Origin of the sequence: Parapedobacter pyrenivorans (genome assembly GCF_014636865.1) — a bacterium.
GTDB lineage: Bacteria > Bacteroidota > Bacteroidia > Sphingobacteriales > Sphingobacteriaceae > Parapedobacter > Parapedobacter pyrenivorans.
This window is the reverse complement of record NZ_BMER01000006.1, coordinates 275998-300083: the sequence shown is the minus strand read 5'-3', so window position 1 is coordinate 300083 and position 24086 is coordinate 275998. Positions and strand designations below refer to the sequence as shown.

General features: G+C 47.9%; 18 protein-coding genes. All 18 read left to right on the top strand.

The window, feature by feature from the left end; all coding sequences use genetic code 11:
- Positions 1–3: 3 nt before the first annotated feature.
- The 18 genes from IEV98_RS22480 to IEV98_RS22395 all read left to right on the top strand — a co-directional run bounded on the left by IEV98_RS22480 (position 4) and on the right by IEV98_RS22395 (position 24046).
- Entirely contained in the window at positions 4–1188 is a 1185-nt protein-coding gene (locus IEV98_RS22480) for a Gfo/Idh/MocA family protein (RefSeq protein WP_229738916.1), read from the top strand.
- Entirely contained in the window at positions 1188–2357 is a 1170-nt protein-coding gene (locus tag IEV98_RS22475) for a dienelactone hydrolase family protein (RefSeq protein WP_188508294.1), read from the top strand. Before IEV98_RS22480 ends, IEV98_RS22475 begins: the two co-directional genes overlap by 1 nt.
- 220 nt (positions 2358–2577) lie before the next feature.
- A complete protein-coding gene (locus IEV98_RS22470) occupies positions 2578–5766 on the top strand; it encodes a SusC/RagA family TonB-linked outer membrane protein (RefSeq protein ID WP_229738915.1) in 3189 nt (1062 codons plus the stop codon).
- Positions 5767–5784: 18 nt separating this feature from the next.
- A complete protein-coding gene (locus IEV98_RS22465; protein ID WP_229738914.1) occupies positions 5785–7506 on the top strand; it encodes a RagB/SusD family nutrient uptake outer membrane protein in 1722 nt (573 codons plus the stop codon).
- 39 nt (positions 7507–7545) lie between these two features.
- Positions 7546–8748 carry an Nramp family divalent metal transporter gene (locus IEV98_RS22460; RefSeq protein WP_188508292.1) on the top strand — a complete coding sequence of 401 codons (1203 nt, stop codon included), beginning with the start codon at positions 7546–7548 and terminating at the stop codon, positions 8746–8748.
- A 21-nt stretch (positions 8749–8769) separates the two neighbouring features.
- Positions 8770–9786, top strand: coding sequence for an NAD-dependent epimerase/dehydratase family protein (locus tag IEV98_RS22455; RefSeq protein WP_188508291.1), 1017 nt, complete (start codon positions 8770–8772; stop codon positions 9784–9786).
- Between the two features lie 3 nt (positions 9787–9789).
- A complete protein-coding gene (locus IEV98_RS22450; RefSeq protein WP_188508290.1) occupies positions 9790–10854 on the top strand; it encodes a dihydrodipicolinate synthase family protein in 1065 nt (354 codons plus the stop codon).
- Positions 10855–10866: 12 nt separating this feature from the next.
- Positions 10867–12009: a plastocyanin/azurin family copper-binding protein gene (locus IEV98_RS22445; RefSeq protein WP_229738913.1), complete on the top strand. Its 1143-nt coding sequence runs from the start codon at positions 10867–10869 to the stop codon at positions 12007–12009.
- A complete protein-coding gene (locus tag IEV98_RS22440; RefSeq protein ID WP_188508289.1) occupies positions 12009–13490 on the top strand; it encodes a PQQ-dependent sugar dehydrogenase in 1482 nt (493 codons plus the stop codon). Before IEV98_RS22445 ends, IEV98_RS22440 begins: the two co-directional genes overlap by 1 nt.
- Before the next feature lie 36 nt (positions 13491–13526).
- Positions 13527–14978 carry a PQQ-dependent sugar dehydrogenase gene (locus tag IEV98_RS22435; RefSeq protein ID WP_188508288.1) on the top strand — a complete coding sequence of 484 codons (1452 nt, stop codon included), beginning with the start codon at positions 13527–13529 and terminating at the stop codon, positions 14976–14978.
- Positions 14979–15103: 125 nt separating this feature from the next.
- Positions 15104–16444, top strand: a complete 1341-nt coding sequence (locus IEV98_RS22430) for a Gfo/Idh/MocA family oxidoreductase (protein WP_229738912.1) — start codon at positions 15104–15106, stop codon at positions 16442–16444.
- Between the two features lie 18 nt (positions 16445–16462).
- Positions 16463–17779, top strand: a complete 1317-nt coding sequence (locus IEV98_RS22425) for a sugar MFS transporter (RefSeq protein WP_188508286.1) — start codon at positions 16463–16465, stop codon at positions 17777–17779.
- A gap of 37 nt (positions 17780–17816) precedes the next feature.
- The gene (gene nagA / locus IEV98_RS22420; RefSeq protein WP_188508285.1) at positions 17817–19034 is read left to right on the top strand and encodes an N-acetylglucosamine-6-phosphate deacetylase; all 1218 of its coding nucleotides are present in this window, start codon (positions 17817–17819) and stop codon (positions 19032–19034) included.
- Between the two features lie 19 nt (positions 19035–19053).
- Complete coding sequence (locus IEV98_RS22415; protein WP_188508284.1) at positions 19054–19824, top strand: glucosamine-6-phosphate deaminase; 771 nt, start codon at positions 19054–19056, stop codon at positions 19822–19824.
- A 100-nt stretch (positions 19825–19924) separates the two neighbouring features.
- Positions 19925–21472, top strand: coding sequence for an MFS transporter (locus IEV98_RS22410; RefSeq protein WP_188508283.1), 1548 nt, complete (start codon positions 19925–19927; stop codon positions 21470–21472).
- Between the two features lie 2 nt (positions 21473–21474).
- The gene (locus IEV98_RS22405) at positions 21475–21699 is read left to right on the top strand and encodes a DUF6814 family protein (protein WP_188508282.1); all 225 of its coding nucleotides are present in this window, start codon (positions 21475–21477) and stop codon (positions 21697–21699) included.
- A 79-nt stretch (positions 21700–21778) separates the two neighbouring features.
- A complete protein-coding gene (locus tag IEV98_RS22400) occupies positions 21779–23290 on the top strand; it encodes a bifunctional GNAT family N-acetyltransferase/carbon-nitrogen hydrolase family protein (protein WP_188508281.1) in 1512 nt (503 codons plus the stop codon).
- 228 nt (positions 23291–23518) lie between these two features.
- Complete coding sequence (locus tag IEV98_RS22395; RefSeq protein ID WP_188508280.1) at positions 23519–24046, top strand: RNA polymerase sigma-70 factor; 528 nt, start codon at positions 23519–23521, stop codon at positions 24044–24046.
- Positions 24047–24086 lie beyond the last annotated feature (40 nt).

Below are 24086 nucleotides of genomic sequence, written 5' to 3'. Positions count from 1 at the left end.
GCAATGGATAGACGACGATTTTTGGAAAACGGGATGTACGGACTTGCAGGAATGGCCTTCAGCGGGGTTTCTGTGGAGAAATTGTTTGCTAGGGATAACGATCCGCTACGGATTGGAATGATCGGTTTCGGTAGCCGCGGCAGTGGGGTTGCAAGCATTATGAAGAACATTCCAAACCTGAGTTTGGTTGCTTACTGTGATATCATAAAGCAGCAGATGCACGCTGCGGAGACGTTGTTTCCGAATGCCGTCGGTTACAGGGATTATCGGAAATTATTGAATTCATCCTCGATTGAAGCAGTTTACATTGCACTTCCCGAACATCTGCATTTCGTTGCTGCAACAGAAGCGTTGGAGGCAGGGAAACATGTGTATCTGGAAAAAACGATGACCCACACGCCTGAAGAGGCCGACCAGTTGGTTGACTTGGCGGGCCGGTATCCAAAATCCGTCTTACAGATAGGTCATCAATACCGATACTATCAACTGTATCACAAAGTCTTCGAAGTGATTCGTGGAGGTTTTATCGGGGATGTCAAACAGTACGAATGCCAATACAACCGGAATTCCAATTGGAGAAGACCTGTATCCGATCCGTCGTTGGAAAGGCAGATTAACTGGCGGATGTATAAGGAATATTCGGGCGGACTAATGACCGAGCTATGTGCCCACCAAGTCGACATCCTTAATTGGTTCAATAGGAGTCATCCGCTTTCGGTTGTCGCAATGGGGGGCATAGATTATTGGCAGGACGGTCGAGAAACCTTTGATAACATCCGGGCTGTCTATGCCTATCCGAATGGCGTGAAAGCCAGTGTGACTTCGATTTTAAGTAATTCATATAATGGATACTCCATTCGTGTTCTGGGCACAAAAGGCACCATCGAAATACAGCGAACCAAAGCATTTGCTTTTCCCGAGGTACGCAGTACCGAGCTTACAACGGTCGACGGCGTTACGGGTGCAACCGCAGAGTCCTGGGGACAGGGAAAGCCAATGGAGTTGGAGTTCCAAAATCAGGACGATCAGAACCGCGATCCGACGGCCTATGCACTCATGGATTTTATAACGTGTGTGAAGGAAGGGAAAAGACCGTTTTCGAATGTTGAAACGGGTAGAGAGGTCGCCAAGTCAGTCTTATTGGCAAACCGAGCTGCCGAAAGTGAAACGATGCAGTATTGGGCTTAATGAGAGGTCTTTATAGCTATTGTTTGCTTGCGGCGTTATTGTTGACCGCTAACGTACACGGACGTGCCATAGACTCGATAGGTCATTCGTCAGCGCAGGACACCGCGCTATGGATCGAGATCGCGCCATTTTTTTCACCTCCCGATTCACTGAAAGCACAATTTGGCGATTTCTCATCGCCCCTGCAATTTGATGGCGGCATGTGGGTGAAGAATAACGAAGATTGGCAGCGTCGGCGATCAGAGATTCAGGAAAGATGGCACGGGCTGATGGGTGAGTGGCCTCCGTTTTTGGACCAGCAAATACTCCGTATCGATTCCTCGCTCCAGCAAGAAGGATACGTACGCCATCATGTACGATTTAAATGGCTGCCAGATGAATGGACAGCCGGCTATTTATTGATTCCAGATACTAAGGGAGCACAAAGGCATCCGGCAGTAATTACCGTGTTTTATGAGCCCGAGACCGCGGTGGGCATCAGTGGCAAACCGCAACGGGATTTTGGGTTACAACTGGTGAAGCGCGGGTTTGTCGTACTTTCCCTAGGCACCCGTGAAGCTTCCCAACGTAAGGAATACTCACTGTATTACCCAACAATTGAACACGCGGAGGTCCAACCATTGTCGATGTTGGCATATGCCGCGGCCAACGCCTGGCATGTATTAGCTAAAGTGCCAGAAGTAGATTCAACGCGCATCGGTATCACTGGGCATTCGTTTGGTGGTAAGTGGGCGATGTTTGCGTCCTGTCTGTTTGATAAGTTTGCCTGTGCCGCATGGTCAGATCCTGGCATTGTCTTCGATGATACCAAAGGAAGTGCCGTTAATTATTGGGAACCCTGGTACCTGGGCTATTATCCACCACCCTGGGAAAACGTATGGCGAAAGACCGGCGATCTGGAAAATGCCAAGGGTGTTTATCCCAAGCTCATCCACGAAGGTTATGATCTCCACGAGTTGCACGCGTTGATGGCGCCGCGGCCCTTCTTGGTATCCGGAGGTTCTTCCGATCCGATACAAAGATGGATACCGCTCAACCATACGATTCGGGTAAACGAGCTTTTAGGGTACAAAAACCGGGTAGCGATGTCGAATAGAGAAAGACACGATCCGAACGCACAGTCGAATGAGCTAATAGGTGATTTTTTTGAATATTTTCTGAAGCCATAGCAATAAGGCACCATCCTAACAGTCAATCGCTAAAAGTGAAAAAAATACGAATATTAGAAAATATGTTATTATTTTAGACAAAGTTATAACCTTATCGCCCGCGGGCACATGTACGTATTTTTTTTAATAACACGACGGTAACGTTACCGTTTGATTCGGTAACGTTACCGAAGAAGGGTTTAAATGAAATGATATTATAAAATTTATACAAGCTTAGATTATGGTAAAATTTATTGGAACGTTTAGCCTTCTCGTAGTATTCAATTGCTATGGGATGGCGCTTTATGCCCAATCGCTTATTCGCGGCACGGTAAAAGATGCGGGCACACAGGAATTGCTCTCCGGAGTGACAGTCGCCGCTGGCAGCCGGACGGTTCAGACTGACGATCAGGGCCGCTTTGAGATTGAAGGGAGTGTGGGCATGATGTTGAGCTTCTCATTTCTGGGCTACAAGCTGTTGGAAATTCCGGCAGAAACGGGCACGATGGCCATCTCGCTCGAAACACAGGCTGCTGATTTGGAAGAGGTGGTGGTAGTAGGCTACGGTACGCAGAAAAAAAGTAACCTAACCGGTTCGATTGACGTCATTTCGGGCGATCGGCTCAAAGACCGCGCGGCAAATAACGTTGCTGATCTGATAAAAGGAGCTTCGCCCAACCTCAATATTTCGATGAATATGCGGGGCGGTGAGCCGGGCTCTGCCAGTAGTTGGAACATCCGCGGCATGGGCTCTATCGAAGGCGATGCTTCACCGTTGATCTTGGTAGATGGGGTAGAGATGAATATCAGCAACGTCGATCCGGAATCCATAGCGAGTGTTTCGGTATTGAAAGATGCATCGGCTTCTGCGGTCTATGGTTCGCGGGCACCTTTCGGGGTGATTTTAATCACCACCAAAAAGGGGAGTAAAACAGGAGGTGTAAATATCCAGTATACCGACAACCTAGCATTTAGCAGCCCTGTCCGGTTACCCAGCTTTGTAGATTCGTATACATGGGCCACCGCTTATAATCAAGCAGCGTTAAATGCCGGAGCTACCGTAGTGTACAGCGAAGAGCAGATGGAACGAATCCAAGGCTATTTGGATGGCTCGTTCCCATACGAATACAATCCGGACGACCCAATAGACAACCTGTGGGGTGGCCGCCGGGATGGAAATGCCAACAACGATTGGCCGCAGCTGCTGATGCGCGATAATTCGTTCAGCCAAAAACACAACATCAACGTATCCGGTGGCAACGAGCATAGCCAATACTATGTTGCAGGGGGATACGTTGAAGAAAACGGGTTGTACGAATGGGGGAATGACAGTTACAAGCGCTATAATTTTATGGGCAACTATAATACCACGATTACTTCGTGGCTTAAATTCAACTCCAGTGTGAAGTATACCTCCGGAAAAACGGACTACCCCATTGGTTATACGACCGTAGGACGAGAGCACTTCTTTAACGGAGTGCTCACCTTCGCGCCGATGATGCCGTTTTACAACATCAACGGGACAGTGCAAAGTCCCTTGGTGAGGTATCTGGAAGGTACTGGCAGGGACAATGGTTTTACGAATGATTTTTTCCTGACATTAGGCGGGGAATTGGAGCCGATCAAAGGATGGAAAACCTCATTCTCCTACAATTACAATAATCAGGGCCTTCGGAGTACGTCCAACCCCCGGCCTGTACCGGTTGAACTGGGTACGGGAGATTTCGGCAATATCGGCAAACCCGTTGCAGGCTACGGATCGGCTTTTTCCCAAAACATCTATACGCTGATTAATGGGATGACGTCGTACGAAAACACGTTCGACAGGCATTATTTTAAAGCGATGGTGGGATACGAACAGGAATATCGCTATTATACAGGAATTAACGGGTCGGGAGCCAATTTGATCAATTTGAATGTGCCTTCGATTAGCACGTCGCTGGGGGAACGGGTGTTGTCGGATCAAATTTACCATTGGGCTACACAAGGCGTATTCGGCCGGCTCAATTATAATTTCGATGAAAAGTACTTGGTTGAAGTCAGTGCACGGTACAACGGTTCTTCTCGGTTTCCCGAAGGAAAGCGATGGGGCTTTTTTCCGTCGGCCTCCGTCGGGTACACGATTTCTAAGGAAAGCTTTTGGGAACCGATTACCGATCATGTGAATAACCTAAAGTTCAGGGCTTCGTACGGTTCGTTGGGTAATCAGAATATTTTTCAAACTGGAAGTCAAAACACCCGGAATTACCGGTACCTGGCCACGATACCTACGGGCAGCCAGCTTAACTGGATTATCGATGGTGAGCGGCCGCCGTATGCAGACGTACCGCTATTGATCAGTGACAACCTCACGTGGGAAACCATCACTTCATTCAATGCAGGGATCGACGCAGCATTTTTGAATAATCGATTGAATCTGACATTCGATTGGTACAACCGGATAACCTCCGATATGGTAGGACCGGCCATTACCTTGCCGTACCAACTCGGAGCCGCTGTCCCACGCACCAACAATGCAGAGCTGTCAACGAAGGGATTTGAGTTGGTATTGTCTTGGGATGACCGTCCATCGCCCAGTTTTGGATATAATGCCAGTGTGAGTTTTGGTGATAACCGTTCGGAAATTCTCAAATACCGCAATGACAAAGGAACGGTGGATGGCTGGTATGCGGGTAAGCAAGTTGGGGAAATCTGGGGCTTGGTGAGCGATGGACTTATTCAGACTGAAGGTGAAGCAATGGCGGACCAATCCAGGTACTGGGATTCTTGGGGCCCCGGTGACATGAAATACCGGGATTTGAATGGCGACGGTTTTGCCAACGATGGCGAACGCACGTTGGATGACCACGGCGATTTGGTGGTGATTGGCAACGATCAGCCAAGATATAACATCGGCATTACCGGAGGTATAAACTGGAAGCAGTTTGATTTTTCAATGTTTTGGCAGGGGGTTGGAAAGCAAGATTTTTATCCGGGCACCGATTCGCCGGTATTCTGGGGGTTGACCACGGCATGGGGTGGCTCAGCGATTTTCAAAGATTCGCCCAATTTGGATTATTGGCGCCCGGCAAGCGAAACCAATATCCTAGGTCCGAATACCGATGCTTACCTGGCCAAACCTTATTTTACGGCAGAAACGAATAAGAACAGGCAAGTACAAAGTCGATATTTGATAAACGCAGCTTACCTAAGGCTTAGGAATATACAGATAGGTTACAATTTGCCGGCTGATTTCCTGAGTCGGTTTAAGATTGCAAATGTTCGGGTATATTTTTCAGGCGAGAATTTGTTGTTGATTACGAATGTCCCCAAAGCCTTTGATCCGGAAACGATGATTGCATCGGATAGGGGGTTTGGAGGCTATCAGACAGCGGGCATGATTTACCCTCAGACCAGCTCATTTTCGTTCGGATTGAATCTAACCTTCTAACTTTTTATTATGGATGTCATGAAAAGGTATTTCATTTGCATAGCACTATTCTTCGCGCTGTTTAACAGCGCTTGTGATAAAGATTTCCTCAATCGTCGCCCCGAGGACGCGACTACATCGGACGTTTTCTTTGAAACGCCTGACCAGATGCGCACTTATATCAATACGTTTTACAATAGTGGCATGTTCCCCAAATATGCCAACCACGGAAGCGACTTTGATAGCGATAACCAAGTTACCGGTACCGCGAACCAACGGTTACAGGGTACGCGCACGATTGCAACTACGGGAACCATCGGCTTTACCAATGTACGCCGCATTAATTTTTTCTTTGATAACTATCGCAGAGTGGAGGCGAATCATGCGTTGGATGCGTACCAGCAATACCTGGGGGAAGCATATTTCTTTCGGGGATTGATTTATTTTGATTTGATGCAGAGCTACGGGGATATGCAGATTCTAACGAAGGAATTAACAACCGATTCACCCGAATTGTACAGTCCCCGGGATCCGCGTAATGCGGTGGCTGATTTTATCATTGGCCAATTGGATTCGGCAGCGATGTACTTAACGGCTGATAAAACTTCGGGTGCTGGTCGGATAAATCGTTGGATAGCGTTGTTGATCCAAAGCCGCGTGGCACTTTACGAGGGATCTTGGGAGAAATACCATGCGGGAACACCCTTCGGCGTGACAAATCCCGATCCGGATAAGTATTTTGCAAAAGCCGCAGAAGCAGCTGAAGAACTGATCGATGCCGGGGTATACAGCGTATACAGTACGGGTAATCCGAAATCGGATTACAGAGCGCTGTTTGCCCAGTTGGACTTTTCGACCAATAGTGAAGTGATGTTTTGGCGCAAGTACGACAACAACCTGACCCAAGGTGATGGAGACTTTACTAACGATCGTTTTTTCCGAATGGAAACACCGTCCAACAAAAGCATCACCAAACAGCTGGCTGATGCGTACTTGTGTGCGGATGGTCGGCCCATCAGTGGAAATGCATTGTTCGGCGGATACAACACACTAGCTTCGGAAGCCGAAAACCGGGATCCCCGGTTTTATCAAACCATCGCCACGCCAGATCAAATCTGGAAAATTGACGAAAATAGTGATACCACTTATTGGAGTGAGGCGTATGATCAGCTAAACTCAAGGGCAGATTTAAACGCGCCTAGTGGTTACATTATCCAGAAAGGATATAACCCGAATCTCGTTTACCATGTGCAGCAATACGAAGAATCACCGGGTTTGATCTATCGATATGCCGAGGCGTTGCTCAACTTTGCGGAAGCCAAAGCAGAACTGGGTACACTTACTCAGGATGATATTGATAAGTCCATTAAACCATTGCGTGACCGTGTCGGCATGCCCGACTTGCTATTGGATGATATTGCAACGGATCCCAACTGGAATTTTCCGACATTGTCGCCAGTGATTAATGAAATTCGGCGTGAACGGCGGGTGGAATTGGCGGCTGAAGGCTTCAGGTGGAATGATATCGCCCGCTGGGCAGCGGCAGATGAACTGATTGTCGGCACGCGTCCAAAAGGGTTCATGGCTTCGCAGGTTGCTAAAAATCCATTTCCGATAGACGACGATGGATTTCTTGATCCGCTGAAAAATGCATTGCCGTCCGGATATGGTTTTAAACTGGATCGGGATTACCTCAACTCGATTCCGATTAGCGAAATTGTGCTCAATGACAATTTGACCCAAAATCCGGGCTGGCAGTGATCTCGTTTATTTGATGAAACATAAAATCATGACAACAATATGCCCAAAATAAGAAATTTTTTCATGGCGCTAGCGCCAGGCATCGTTACAGCGGCCATCGTATTTGGTCCCAGTAAGATTACCATCACGTCAAAAATGGGGGCAATGTACAGCTATAGTTTGCTATGGTTGGTAGTCGTCGCTATTTTTTTCATGATTATTTATGCAAATATGGCTTCCAGAATTGGGTTGGCGACTGACGATTCCTTGCTGGTGACCATACGGAAACACTATGGGAGATGGGCTGCCGGCTTGATTGGGTTTGGTATTTTTTTGGTAGCCACTTCCTTCCAGGCTGGAAATTCGATCGGTGTCGGGCTTTCGATTGCGGAAGCAACCGGCACGCCCATGGCACCTTGGATTATCTTGTTCAACACAATTGGGATTACGCTCTTGTTTTTCCGCAACTTTTATAAGGTTTTGGAACGGCTGATGATCGCAATCGTGGTACTGATGTTATTTGCGTTTATTACGACTACGTTTTTGGCTAAACCTTCCGTTTCCGGCATGGTATCGGGCTTAGCGCCGAAAGTACCCGAGGGATCATTGGGACTATTAATTGCCTTTTTTGCTTCTTGTTTCTCGGTCGTGGGGGCCTTCTATCAAACTTATTTGATTCAAGCACGAAAAAAGGCGAACCCAACATTAAATATCAGCACAAGTAGAGGAACAGGGGGAATGATCATTTTAGGCCTGATGTGCGTGGTAGTGATCACCTGTGCTGCAGCAGTGCTGCATGAAAATAATATTGCTGTAAACAAAGCTTCGGATATGGCTAAGGCCCTAGAGCCTTTGTTTGGCAGTGCTGCTTCTTATTTGTTTTTGATTGGATTGTTTGGTGCTTCGTTTTCTTCCCTGGTTGGCAACGCCACTATTGGCGGCACACTTTTGTCGGACGGACTGGGATATAGCAGTTCCCTAGATTCAAAAGTAGTGAAAAGCTTAATTGCTGCAGTCATGGTGACTGGCAGTATCATTGCGATCGGGTACGAAAAGCCGCCGTTGGAGATGATCGTTCTCGCCCAAAGCGTCACTATTTTTCTGGTTCCCTTTATTGCGATCGTCATGTACCTGCTATCCAACAATCGAAAATTAATGGGACAATATACCAACTCGCCTTTCGTCCGCATGGCGGGTTTGATTGGACTCATCGTACTGGTTGTGCTGGCGGTATATAATTTTAAGGAACTATTTTTGAAATAAATGAATAAACATTGAACGAATATGGATGAATTGATCAGTTTAGAGCAACGTATGCTCGAACCTTCACCGGCATTAATTGATGATGTAAGCCGCATTAAGGGAGACATCTTGCTACTTGGTGTGGCGGGAAAGATGGGCCCCACAATGGCGCAAGTGGCCCGTAAGGCGGTGGATGCCGCAGGAAGTGGGCAACGGATCATCGGTGTTTCCAGATTTTCGAATCAGACCTCGCGCAATGAGCTGGAAAACGTGGGGGTGGAAACAATAGCTGCCAATCTGTTAGACGATCGAGAACTAGCCAATCTCCCGGATGCGCCAAACGTTATTTATTTAGCGGGTCATAAGTTCGGTACTACAGGCAACGAGGCTTATACATGGGCTATGAATACCTATTTACCCGGACGGGTCGCCGAACGATACCGGAACTCAAATATCGTGGCGTTTTCCTCCGGCAATGTCCTTCCCTTCATGCCGGTGACTTCCGGGGGAGCGTCCGAGGACGTGGCTCCGGAGCCACTCGGCGAGTACGCACAGTCATGTCTCGGTCGAGAGCGGGTTTTTGAATATTTTTCAGAAAAGAATGATACACCTATGTTGATTTATCGACTAAATTACGCCGTCGATTTTCGCTATGGTGTGGTATTGGAGGTTGCAAAATCAGTACTTGCCGGAAGGCCGATCGACCTGCGTACCGAAAACGTAAATGTCATCTGGCAAGGCGATGCCAATGAAATCGCTATCCGTTCGCTGCTCCATTGTGAGTCGCCGGCAAAAATGTTGAATGTAACGGGGCCGGAAACGTTGTCTACCCGTTGGCTAGCCAGACAATTCGGCCTGATATTCGACAAAGAACCCCAATTTATAAACGAACCCGCCAGTACGGCATTGCTGAACAATGCCTCGGAGTGTCATCGGCTATTTGGATATCCTCGGGTAACCATACGCGAAATCATCGAGCTCACGGCACGATGGCTACTTGATGGCGGTGAACTATTGGATAAACCCACGCATTTTCAAGAACGAGCAGGTAAATTTTAACCCATGGCAACACAACAATTATCTTCGATCAAAGCAACGTTATTAAAACAGGGGACGGTAATACCCGCACATCCCCTGGCGCTTAATGCGAATAGGAAGCTGGACGAAGAACATCAGCGATTATTGACCCGATACTACCTGGCATCTGGAGCCGGCGGTGTGGCGGTTGGCGTACATAGTACACAATTCGCTATACGCGATCCGGATGTGAATCTGTATGAAAAAGTATTGGCGCTCGCTGCCGAAGAGATAGCTGCATCCGGTAAGAGTGCGCGTTTTCTTGCTGTGGCTGGTGTCTGCGGAGATACGGATCAGGCACTGAAGGAAGCGATGGTTGCCCTGAAATATGATTATGATCTCGCTTTGTTAAGTATGGGCGGCCTGCAGGGAAAAACGGAGGCGGAGCTATTGGATCGTACACGGGCGGTTGCAGCAATAATCCCTGTTTTTGGTTTCTATCTCCAGCCAAGCGTCGGCGGACGTATTTTTTCCTACGATTTTTGGAAGGCATTCGCGGAGATTCCAAATGTTCACGCCATCAAAGCTGCGCCGTTTAATCGTTACCAAACGTTGGATCTTATCCGCGCGGTATGCCATTCCAGCCGGAACGACGAGATCACCCTCTATACGGGCAATGACGATAACATTGTGGCCGACCTACTGACAACATACGAGTTTGAGATAAATGGCAAGACGGTAAGAAAGCGTTTCGAAGGCGGGCTATTGGGGCATTGGGCGGTGTGGACACATGCTGCCGTCAACTTATTCAACGAAGTGAAACGGTGCCGGGAAAATGATTACCAAGGAACTGCGGACCTGCTGAAGAAAGGCGTTGCGGTTACCGATATGAATGCTGCGATCTTTGATCCCGCACACGGTTTCCACGGTTGCATCCCGGGTATACATGAAGTGTTGCGTAGACAAGGTCTCATAAAAGGCATTTGGTGCCTGGATCCCGATGAAAAGCTTTCTCCGGGACAAGCCGAAGAGATTACGAGGGTGTGTGAGGCCTATCCGGAACTGATTGACGACGGTTTCGTAAGCGACTTTCTGGGAAATAATCCATAGCCGCCGAATGTGATGAGGCAGATACAGGTGGTGATGCGAACATCCGTAAAGCGATTGGGAGTTGCCGCATGGTTTACCTTGGCTATCGGTACCTCGGTATTTAGTCAAACCGATTCGACAACAACCATCAAGATGGGGGTGTTGCCAGGATTGCAATTCAGTGTCGTCCGCTTCACGGTGAAACCAGGGGATCAGGTTAAACTACTGCTGGATAATACCGACGATATGAGCCACAATCTTTTAATTGTTAAGCCCGGTACCCGGGAAAAGGTAGTGGCGCTGGCCAACAACCTTGGTGAGGCCGGACCTGCTGCCGGATACATCCCCGAAACCCGTGATGTACTTTGGGCAATACCCGTTACAGCACCTGAAGAATCCAGGACCCTGGTTTTTAAGGCACCCAATGAAGAGGGCGTGTATCCCTACGTGTGTACTTACCCGGGCCACGGTACAATGATGTTTGGGGCGATGTATGTAAGTGTATCCGGTGAAATGCCACAACTCGCGGAGGATTTGAATATTCCGGAAAGCCGTCGTGACGGCAAAACCGATGAGAGTGCTGGGCACCTCGGGCATGCAAACGAAAAGCCGGTCATGCTGCATCCGTATACGCCTGTGCCCCCTTATCATTATCGCGTATTCATAGCGGGAGCCAGTCCGGCGGCAATTGCCGTCGCGCTGCCCCACAACGTGTCGTATTGTTGGGATGCGGGTACTTCTACGTTACGGTTTGCTTGGATGGGTGGGTTTCTGGATAACGCAGATCTCTGGAAAGGAAAAGGAGATGCCGAATCAAAGATAGTCGGGGAGGTTTTCTTTCGCAGTAAAATCGACTTTCCGATTCAAATCGGCAACAAAGCCCCTGTGCGGATTGCATACAAGGGCTACCGGATGAAAGATCGCTACCTGGAGTTCCACTATCAGGTAGATGGGACGGACGTGTACGAATTGATCCGCGAGACGACTGACGGGAAGGGGATAGAACGGAATTTCCGGATCCCGGATGCGCCTACGAGGGTGACATTCCGTTCATCCCCCTACGAAGGAGTGATGTATATTGCTTCAAAAGGCGTGTGGAAACATCATGTGCTGCAGTTGACGGCTAACGAAGCGCGTGCGTTTACCCTAACCCTGACGAAAACAGAAAAACAGTGATGAAAGGTGTTTTTTTTGCCTTGTCGATTAGTCTGCTGATGGCTTGTTCACCTGCTCCGGAGTCGGGGGAGGCCTACATGGTGGAAAATATCAAGACGCCCAAAGGGCTGGCCAGTCAGGTCGGAGCACTGGAGTTCTTGCCTAACGGCAAACTGATTGCTGCGTTTACCCGAGGGGAAGTCATGACCTACGATACGATAACAAAAGAATGGCACCTGTTTGCCGAGGGCTTGCACGATCCGTTGGGAATTCATGTGGTAGATAACGACGAGGTATTGGTGATGCAGCTTCCGGAACTGACGCGGTTAAAAGATACGGATGGCGACGGCGTAGCTGATCTGTATGAGAACGTAACGGATGCTTTTGGCATAACGGGCAATTACCATGAATTCAATTATGGCCCGGAGATGGACAGCAGAGGCAATTTCTATATCGCATTGAATTCATCCTCCTCTGGTGGGAAAATGCGCGATGAAGTAAGGGGAACGATCAACCTGGACGGTCGCGACGGGACGACGGGGAATCGACAGATGTTTTCCACCGTTCCCTATAGGGGATGGGTAACAAAGCTAACCAAGGATGGCACATTGCATCCCTTTGCAGTTGGATTCCGCTCGCCGAATGGGATCGTAGTCGATGGAGCGGATAATTTATTTGTAACCGACAATCAGGGGGATTGGGTGGGAACAAGCTCATTGTTTCATGTAGAACCAGGAAAATTTTACGGACACCCCGGCGGATTGGTATGGACGTCGGGATGGAGCCGTGGTAATCCGTTCCGGCTTCCGCTAGATACACTTGATAGCATGCGTACGCCTCCTGTGGTTTATTTTCCACACGGTATCATGGCCAATTCTCCCTCACAACCGGTATTCGATTACACGGACGGAAAATTCGGGCCTTTCGAAGGGCAGCTCTTCGTTGGCGAAATGAATCGTGGACGGATCGTTCGGGTGATGTTGGAAAAAGTGAATGGCAAATTCCAGGGGGCATGCACCCCCTTTTTGGATAGCTTGGGATTACGAAAAGGGAATAGCCGACTGGCATTTGCTCCAGATGGTAGTTTGTGGGTAGGGCAGAATGCACATGGCTGGCTCGGGGATGTTGGGATACAGCGAATTGTATTCACAGGCAAGCAACCCGTCGACGTGTATACGATGCGGCTTACATCCGATGGGTTCGAACTGACGTTTACACAACCCATACAAGACACCGCGGCACTAAATCCGGATAACTATCAATTCGCTAGGTATTATTATTTATATCATCAAAAATACGGATCCCCTCAACAGGAATTGGAAAGGATCCGCGTCACGGATGTGAAGTTGTCTCGCAATCGAAAAACCGTGACCCTCCAACTGGCTTCTTTAAAACCAGGTTTTATTTATGAGCTGAACTTGGGTGATCTGCGGAGTAAATGGGGGCAGCCGATACGTAGCGGGTTGGTGTGCTATACGGTAAATGAATTGATCAAGGATTAAGACATGATAAATGTACGGCTTATAAGCTCCGTTGCTTTGCTTTTTTTTCTAGGGTGTAGTACACACGATAAGAACGCTCCTGATGACCAGTTTCTGATGGGTGGAACACCACTTGGTGTGCAAACGATAGCGACCGATTTGGACGTACCATGGCAGTTGGTTTGGGGGCCGGATAACCACATATGGTTTACCGAACAGGGCGGAGCAGTGAGCAGGCTCAATCCGGAAACGGGAAAAATCACATGCCTATTGAACCTGGAGGGCGTGCTGCGCGACCGGACATCCGGCTTGTTGGGAATGGCTGTGCATCCGGATCTGTCAAACCAACCTTATGTTTTTCTGAATTACAGCGGCGAAAGGGCGGATAAGTCGCGTTTTTCACGGGTGGTTCGCTATACCTATCAGGCGGATACGTTGGTCGATTCATTGGTTATCTTGGAATACCCCGGCTGGAACGGGCATTTTGGGGCCCGTGTAATTATTGCGCCAGATGGAAAATTAATGGTCGCAACAGGCGATGGTGCACAGTTCGAAAATGCGCAAAGTGTCATTTCGCTTAATGGGAAAGTATTGCGATATAACATCGATGGGAGCATCCCGGATGATAACCCGTTTCCAGGTAGTGCGGTGTGGGCATGGGGATTGCGTAACCCCCAAGGTTTGGTGTATGTGGATGGAAAGCTCTATAATTCAGACCACGGAGATGCGGTGGAAGATGAAGTCAACCTCATCCACAAAGGCGGAAACTATGGCTGGCCACACGTAGCGGGTTTTGTGAATACGGAAATGGAAGAACAGTTTGTGCACGATTCGGCAGTGGTCTCGCCGTTGCGTTCGTGGACACCCACGATTGCACCAGCTGGATTAACTTATTATTCGTCTGATAAACTACCTGAGTTGAAAGGGAAATTGTTATTAACCACATTGAAAGGTAATAGTATCCATGCGCTTGAATTGAATGCTTCGGGGGATAGCATTATTAAAGACGTAAATTATTTTCAGCAGGTATTCGGGCGCCTGCGTTCGATTTGTGTGTCGCCTGATGGCGATGTCTATGTCGCTACCAGTAACCGCGACTGGAATCCCAACGGCTTTGCAGATGAAAAAGACGATCGGATTTTGAGAATATATGCGCTGGATAGAAAATATGTGGATAAGCAGGCTAAAAATGCTGTCGTGAAACGTGCTGTTGGGGATGTAGTAAGCCGGGGCGAAGAATTGTATGTCAATTATTGTGCTTCCTGCCATAAGACCAACGGTAGGGGAGTGGCGGGAACATTTCCTGCATTGAACAGGTCGCCCTTGGTAAGCGGCAATCCGGATTCCTTGATTCGTCTTATTTTAAGCGGGAAAAACGAAATGCCACAATTTTCGTTTATCGGAGACCGGGATCTGGCCGTGATATTGACCTATATTCGCAAACGGTTTGGCCCCCAATCCAGCCCTGTAACAATCGCGGCAATACAGGCGCAACGAACAGAGCTGTAAAAAAGGGCTGAAAAAATTTGCGGTTAAAATACTTTTATCTATCTTCGTGTACGTACACGAAATGTAATAGGTGTATTTTCTTAAACGAGGTTTACAACTTATTTAACTAAATTATGGAAAGTAAGATGAATTCGAGAAGGGATTTTATCAAGAAAACCACAATAGGTGCGGCAGCGTTATCATTTGGCGGGATTTTACCCGGCCTCAGCGCTCGCGGTTATGCTAATATTGTAGGGGCTAATGAACGTATCCGTGTGGCGATGATGGGCGTCAATGCACGGGGCCTTGCACTTGCCAACAACTTTGCATCGCAGCCGAACTGCGAAATTGTGTATATCTGTGATGTGGATAGTCGCGCTGCTGAGAAATGTATGGGGCAAGTGGCTGGCAAACAAAATAGTCGACCTAAGGCCGAGCCTGATATCCGCAGGCTGCTCGAGAAGCAGGACTTTGATGCATTGGTAGTCGCAACCCCGGATCATTGGCACGCACCAGCAGCGATTATGGCGTCTCAAGCTGGAAAGCACGTTTATCTGGAGAAGCCAGCGAGCCATAATCCGCACGAAGGGGAATTGCTGATTGCTGCCCAAAAGAAGCACGGAAACGTGATTCAGATGGGTAACCAGCGGCGGTCCTGGCCAAACGTAGCGCAAGCTATCGGTGAGCTTCACGGGGGAGTCATCGGTAAGCCTTATTTCGCAAAGACCTGGTATACCAATAATCGAGCATCAATCGGGGTGGGCAAGGAAATGACGGTGCCTGAATGGCTGGATTATGAACTGTGGCAGGGACCTGCCCCACGCCGTGCCCTTAAAGATAATCTCATTCATTATAACTGGCATTGGTTTTGGCATTGGGGTACTGGTGAAGCGTTAAATAATGGTACCCATATGGTCGACCTAGCCCGTTGGGGTCTACAGGTGGATTATCCCACTAAGGTCACTTCTGCAGGTGGGCGCTACCGTTACCAAGACGACTGGCAAACACCCGATACCCAAACAATAAATTTGGAGTTTGCGGATAAAAGTATGATTACCTGGGAGGGTAGAAGCTGTAACGGCACGCCAATAGAAGGATCTACTGTCGGGGTTATCTTTTATGGAGAAGAAGGCGCATTGCAAATCGATGGCGGCAATGCGTACAATGTGTATGACCTCAAAGGTAAATTGGTGAAAGAAGTCAAGAATGACCTGACCATCGATGCCCGAAACCTCACCAATCCGTCTCAAGCATTGGACGCTATCCACATTCAGAATTTTTTCGATGGGATTAAAAGTGGTCAAAAGCTCGCTTCCGATATCGAAAGCGGCCATATCAGCACGCTGCTTGTCCAATTGGGTAATATCGCTCAGCGCACTGGTGGATTCCTGGAGACCGATCCATCCAATGGGCATATCCTGAATAACCGCGAAGCGCGGAAGTTGTGGAGCCGAGAATACGAAAAGGGTTGGGAGCCCAAAGTTTAACCGGAAAGGATAGATCATATGGCTACTCCTAATACAGCGGTAAGCGTTTCCTCGCTTTCCCGCCGGGATACTACGGTTTCCATCGTCATCATCGCCGGAATGTTTTTCATCTTCGGCTTCCTTTCTTGGATCAATGCAATCCTGATTCCCTATTTTAAGATTGCGTGCGAACTCACCCACTTCCAATCTTACCTGGTGGCTTTCGCGTTTTACATTGCATATTTTGTCATGTCGGTGCCCTCGTCTTATTTGTTGAAAGCGGTTGGGTTCAAAAAAGGAATGATGTTGGGCTTTTTCGCGCTGAGCCTCGGAGCGTTTATCTTCGTGCCGGCAGCAATGACCCGAACCTACGGCGTATTTCTGCTTGGCCTGTTTACGATAGGTGTTGGACTGGCAATCCTACAAACTGCCGCCAATCCTTACATTACGATCTTAGGACCGAAGGAACGCGCCGCACAGCGCATCAGCATCATGGGGATATGCAACAAGTTTGCAGGAATTTTGGCCCCGCTGCTTTTCGCTGCGGCGGTATTACGACCTACGGACCAGGCGCTGTTCGATAGCCTGGCATCCATGTCGGATAGTGCACGTTCTGCTGCGCTAGACGAATTGATTGCACGGGTCATTATACCTTATTCGATTGTCGGTGCAGCGTTGTTGTTGATTGGCATCGGGGTACGTTACTCGCCATTACCCGAAATCAATACGGAAGAAGAGTCAGCAGAAGTCTCCGCCTCAAACCTTGGTAAAACCACTATTTTTCAGTTTCCGCATCTGATTTTGGGCGCGGTAGCGATTTTCATTCACGTAGGCGCACAAGTCATTTCGATCGATACCATCATCAATTATGCGGGTTCAATGGGCGTGTCATTGATCGAGGCGAAGGTATTCCCATCATATACGCTGGGGACGGCCATTGTGGGATATTTCCTGGGTATCTCAGTTATCCCACGTTGGATAAGCCAGAAGAATATGCTGCGACTTGTAACCCTTATGGGAGCCGTACTTTCCTTGCTGATTGTTTTTGCACGCGGGGAAGTTAACTTGTTTGGCCATCAAACCGATATATCCATTTGGTTTGTCGTATTATTGGGTATACCCAACTCACTTACATGGGCCGGCATTTGGCCATTGGCAATTGACGGACTCGGCCGCTTTACAAAGGTAGGAGCCTCGCTGTTGATCATGGGATTATGCGGCAATGCGATATTGCCGGTAGTATATGGTTATTTTGCGGACAGTGTGGGGCTGCGTGAGGCCTATTGGGTGCTATTACCATGTTACCTGTATTTAATTTACTACGCCATGTGGGGACATAAACTCCGAACATGGTAAATATGAGACTGTCAACCAACTATTTTAAGAACTATCCATGTCAAAAAGTGCTATAAGGATTGTAAACGGTAACATCATCACCCCCTACCGTATGATTAAAAATGGGGAGCTGTTGATACAGCATGGAAAAATAGAAGCTGTATGTGAAGGAAAGATTGATGTAGAAGCCGCAACGGTTATCGATGCAAAAGGGCAATATATAGCACCCGGTTTTATTGAAATGCACGTACATGGTGGTGGTGGCGCAGATTTCATGGATGGTACGGTTGACGCGTTTTTGACCGTAGCCGAAACACACGCTCGCTATGGAACGACGGCACTCCAACCCACCATACTGACCAGCACCAAGGAACAGATCATCCAATCGCTGGCATTGTACGACCAAGCGGCCTCCAGTTCGATCCGTGGCTCGCGGTTTTTGGGTGTGCATATCGAGGGGCCTTATTTTTCGATGAGACAGCGAGGTGCGCAGGATCCGCGCTATATCCGCGACCCAGACCCGGCAGAATACATGGAAATTCTAGCGAGCTCGCAGTCCATCAAACGTTGGAGCATTGCACCTGAGCGGGCTGGCGCAATAGCCTTTGGCCGCTTGTTGAGCGATCGCGGTATCCTGCCTTCCATTGCGCATACCGACGCATTGCATGCCGATGTGATGGAAGCATTCGACAATGGTTACACATTGGTTACCCACCTCTACTCGGCCATGTCTGGTGTGACCCGGCGTAACGCCTACCGTCACGGTGGAGTAATAGAGGCTGCTTTCCTGCTCGACGGGTTAGACGTAGAGATTATCGCAGACGGGAAGCATCTGCCGGCAGAGTTGCTCCAATTGATCTACAAAATAAAGGGAGCGGATCGCACGGCGCTGATTACGGACGCGATGCGTGCAGCAGCGATGCCAGAGGGGCCAAGTATATTGGGCAATATCGCTGATGGTATGGAAGTCTTGGTAGAGGATGGAGTGGCCAAACTGCCGGACCGCAAGGCATTCGCTGGCAGCACGGCTACTGCGGATCGATTGGTCCGCACCATGGTGAAAGAAGCGGGCATATCGCTTATCGATGCGGTAAGAATGATGACCGCAACGCCGGCACGTATACTCGGTGTCGACGCTTCCATGGGCACATTAGTGGCGGGAAACGATGCAGATGTCGTTATTTTTGATGATAATATTACGATAGAGATGACGATGGTTAAAGGGGAAATCGTCTATCACAGCAGCGGTAGCGCCTTATCGGATGTGAGCAACTAACAGATCACGATTTAACAAAATGATAAGTAAACATATAGATTCACTGTCGGTAAATCAGTTTGCCGATCGGGCCTCCATGGGAGAAGCGGCAGCACAGGCTGTACTTGAAATGATAAAAAGGCTTCTAGCACAACGAGAAAGCGTAAATATGGTTTTCGCTGCAGCCCCTTCCCAAAATGAGTTTTTAGCAGCGCTGGTCCGTAGCGAAGAGGTGGATTGGGGGCATGTCAATGCTTTCCACATGGATGAATATGTCGGATTGCCGGCAGACGCTCCCCAGCGATTTGGTAATTTTCTCAAGCAACGGTTGTTCGACAAACTGCCGTTTCGGACCGTTAATTACCTGAATGGGAATGCGCCTTCCCTTCACGAGGAATGTCAGCGCTATACAGATCTCCTACTACAAAACCCGATAGACATGGTATGTATGGGAATCGGTGAGAATTGCCATATCGCTTTTAATGATCCGCATGTAGCGGACTTTGCGGATGAGGCGTTTGTGAAAATCGTGGATCTGGATGCGGCATGCCGCCAGCAGCAGGTGAATGACAGGTGTTTCGATTTATTAGCCGAAGTGCCTACGCACGCGTTGACCTTAACGATTCCTGCATTGATGGCAGCAGACTACGTATTTTGCATAGTGCCGGGATTCAATAAGGCTAATGCCGTGGCGCATACATTAGGCGACGATATTTCGCCGTTATATCCATCCACGGTACTGAGAAAGCACCGTAACGCTACCTTGTTCATTGACAGTGACAGCGCCTCAAAATTAAAATCGTTTTTTTAAGATTTCACTGTTAAGATTTCAATAATTGTAATTAATTTAGAACCATCATATCCCATTTTTAAAAAATGGGATTTTTTTTGACCAATTTTCAAAATCTAACATGCAAGAAACTATCCCTGTTGACGAAACTACCCGCAAAAAGACCTTATGGAAAGTCATTGGTGCTTCATCCCTGGGCACCCTGATCGAATGGTACGATTTTTACATCTTCGGCAGCTTAGCCATCATCATCTCAACAAAGTTTTTTCCACCGGATAACCCCACGGCGGCTTTCCTGTCCACGTTAGCCACATTTGCTGCGGGATTTGTGGTGAGACCTTTCGGTGCATTGTTTTTTGGCCGTCTTGGAGATATCATTGGTCGCAAGTATACCTTTATGGTCACGTTGCTGGTGATGGGGCTGGCTACCTGTGCGATCGGGCTGGTACCGGGCTACGAGACCATCGGTTTTGCAGCGCCGATTATCGTGCTGGTGCTGCGGCTTTTGCAGGGTTTGGCGCTTGGAGGTGAGTACGGGGGGGCAGCTACGTATGTGGCTGAATATTCTGAACCTGGAAAACGGGGCTATCGCACGTCATGGATCCAAACCACTGCAACATTCGGGTTGTTTATATCCCTGGCAGTGATCATGCTGACAAAAAACAGCATGTCTGCTGAAGCGTTCGACGAATGGGGATGGCGGTTACCGTTTCTGATTTCTTCCGTCATGGTGGTGGTATCCTATTTCATCCGCCGCAACATGGACGAATCACCATTGTTCAAAAAGGCGAAGAGCGAGGGGAATACTTCCGCCAATCCACTGCGGGAGTCATTCGGCAAAAAGTATAATTTTAAGTTCGTCCTGCTTGCCCTTTTTGGTGCTACAATGGGGCAGGGGGTGATCTGGTATACCGGCCAGTTTTATGCCCTGTCGTTCCTTCAGAATGTATGCAAAGTGGATTTCGATCAAACGAACTACATCATCGGTGCAGCACTGTTAGCCGGTACGGGCTTCTTCGTGTTCTTCGGCTGGTTGTCTGATAAAGTGGGCCGTAAGCCGATTATGCTGGCTGGCATGTTGTTGGCGATCCTGACTTACCGCCCAATTTTCGACCGCATCTATCAATTAACGGATACCGGAAATAAAACGGAACTGGTTGATCAGTATACCAGTCGCCAACATGTGGAAATGGATGGAGACACGGGAGATTCATTGCGGGTAACGACCATGGAACGTTTCTATGCAGATGGGTCTGTACATACCGCCGTAGAAACGGAAACTAAGGCCGTAGGCCAATCGCAATTCTCAGCACCTATCGCTACCGGACATATCCACGTGGGCTCGGGTGCTTTCGCATCACTCGTGTTGCTCGTATTTGTATTGGTACTCTATGTCACCATGGTATATGGGCCCATTGCCGCGTTTCTGGTGGAAATGTTTCCTGTGCGGATTCGATATACTTCCATGTCGTTGCCCTATCATATCGGCAATGGTATTTTTGGGGGACTACTTCCGGCGGTGGCCACCTATTTGGTTGCCAAAGCCCAATTTACCAATTCCCTCGAAAAACCTTACCTTGAGGGGCTCTGGTACCCCATTATCATTGCGGGTGTTAGTTTTGTCATTGGACTGCTCTATCTTAGAAACAAGAATCAAAACGTACAATAATCATGAATACGATAAAGCGAATTTTAGGTGTTGTTTGGATCGCCCTTGGCGTGGCTGCCGGTTATTATTTGATTGTAAGCCAAGCCATTCCGCAGTTTTCCAGCGGCAGGTCAGAAGATTTGGTTCCGGCTATTATTTATACGTTCATTTTGATGCCCATCATTACCGGAGGGCTGTGCATATTTGGATGGTATGCGTTGCAGGGAGAATACGACGAGGTTGCTTAATTTGATTTGCAACCCTCCGTATGATTCCGTATGTTTAACGTGAGGAAGCTGTATTTAGATATCCATTAATTCAACACGTATGAACATCGACGTCAGAAAGCTGTCATTGAAAGATTATAATGATTTGATCGATTCCATGACTCAGGCATACGGAGGCGTAGGTGGTCTTTGGACGCGCACCAATATCAAGGATTTGATCGGTATATTTCCCGATGGACAACTTTGTGTCTCGGTAGACGGCCGGGTGGTCGCTTGTGCGCTCGCAATTATTATCGACACACAAAAGACGGATATTTCCTATCCTTATCGAGAGATTATTGCAGAAGGCACCTTTTCCACCCATGATCCGGAGGGGAATGTTTTGTATGGGATTGAAATTTTCGTACACCCAGAATATCGGGATTTGCGATTGGGCAGGAGGTTATACGATTCGCGTAAAGAACTGTGTGAACACTGGAACCTGAAGGGTATACTACTTGGGGGGAGGCTTCCCAGGTACCACGAGCATGCCGATGAATTGTCACCTAGGCAATATATCGATAAGGTTCGGCAGAAAGAGATTTATGATCCGGCACTGACGTTTCAATTAGCCAATGATTTCCATGTCAAAAAAGTACTGAAGAATTATCTGCCCGGTGATGCCGAATCTATGGAGTACGCGACATTGTTGGAGTGGAATAATATCTACTATGAACCGAAGACTAGATCAGCGTCACCGACAAAGCAGACCATCCGGTTGGGGTTGGTCCAGTGGCAGATGCGTTCATTTCGAGATATCGAAGCATTTTACGAACAGGTTGAATTTTTTGTCGATGTTGTTAGCGGTTACGGAGCGGACTTCGCCTTGTTTCCGGAGTTTTTTAATACGCCGTTGATGGGACCATACAACGATATGCCCACCACAGAAGCCATGCGGCAGTTGGCTACGCTTACTGAGCAGACCAAGCTTAAGATCCAATCGCTAGCATTGTCTTATAATGTAAACATCATTGCAGGCTCGATGCCGGTCGTTGACGGGGATAATAAGTTGTACAATGTCGCATACCTATGCCACCGCAACGGGAAGACCGATGAATACCGAAAAGTACACATCACGCCGAACGAAACGAAATACTATGGCATGTATGGCGGAGACGAAGTTCGGGTGTTTGACACCGATTGTGGAAAGATTGGCATCCTGATTTGCTATGACGTGGAGTTTCCGGAGTTGGGAAGGATACTCGCCGATCAGGGAATGCAGATTTTATTCGTACCGTTTCTCACCGATACCCAAAATGGATATATCCGTGTCCGGAACTGTGCCCAAGCGCGGGCAATCGAAAACGAATGTTACGTCGCGATTGCCGGTTCAGTAGGCAATTTACCCAAGGTTAACAATATGGATATCCAATATGCCCAATCGGCCGTATTCACGCCATCCGACTTTGCCTTTCCGAACAATGCCATCAAGGCAGAAGCGACCCCCAATACAGAAATGGTGCTGATGGCGGATGTAGATCTGAATCTATTAAAAGAACTCAACCAATACGGTACGGTAAAGAACTTGCTCGATCGCCGAAGAGACTTGTATCAAATCTCGCTGAATAAATAGTCAGTAGTCCCTCAATTTTTAGTTTAGATACAGGACACCGCAGGATAGTTTTTTGTGTCATTTTAGATAGCATTGTGTGGCAGATGAATGTATGGAATATTTCCTGTACGCTGCCTAACCGTAGGAAGCAAACCAGCATCGCGGTTTATCCAGCTTGTTAGAAAGCTGCATGAATATCAGTAATGCAGCTGTAAAATGGGGCTTTGATATAAACTTAATTTTGAGAAAATGTTATCCAACAAACGGGGATTATCGCCATATGCCTTTAATGAAATATTTGAACGGTACTATCGATCCATTTGTTACTTTGTGTTTCAGCTGACTAAAAATGAGGAGCAAGCTGAGGATATCGCCTCTGAATGTTTCCAAAAAGTGTGGGCCAACCGAACAAACTTTGATGAACTACCCGCTGTGAAGGCTTTTCTGTATAAAGCAGCCAAAAATGCAGCCCTTAACTATTTGAAATCGCTAAAAGTGCGGTCAACAGCACACGATGAAATCCTATATTTATCCGAACATACCGAAGATTTTATCTTGGCCAAAATCATGAAGACCCAACTTCTTAATTATATCTACGACAAAGTGGAGAAGATGCCGCAAAAGACGAAGGTTATCTTCAACTTGATTTATCACGAGGGGCTTTCCACGAAGGAAATTTCGGAGAAGCTAAATACATCCGAACAAAATGTTCGTAACGTCAAAACCCGGGCACTCAATTTAATCAAGAAATCCTTGACACACAGAAGTTTGGTGTAGTCAGCTAAAACGTTTTTTTTATTTCTTTGAAAAAAAGTTC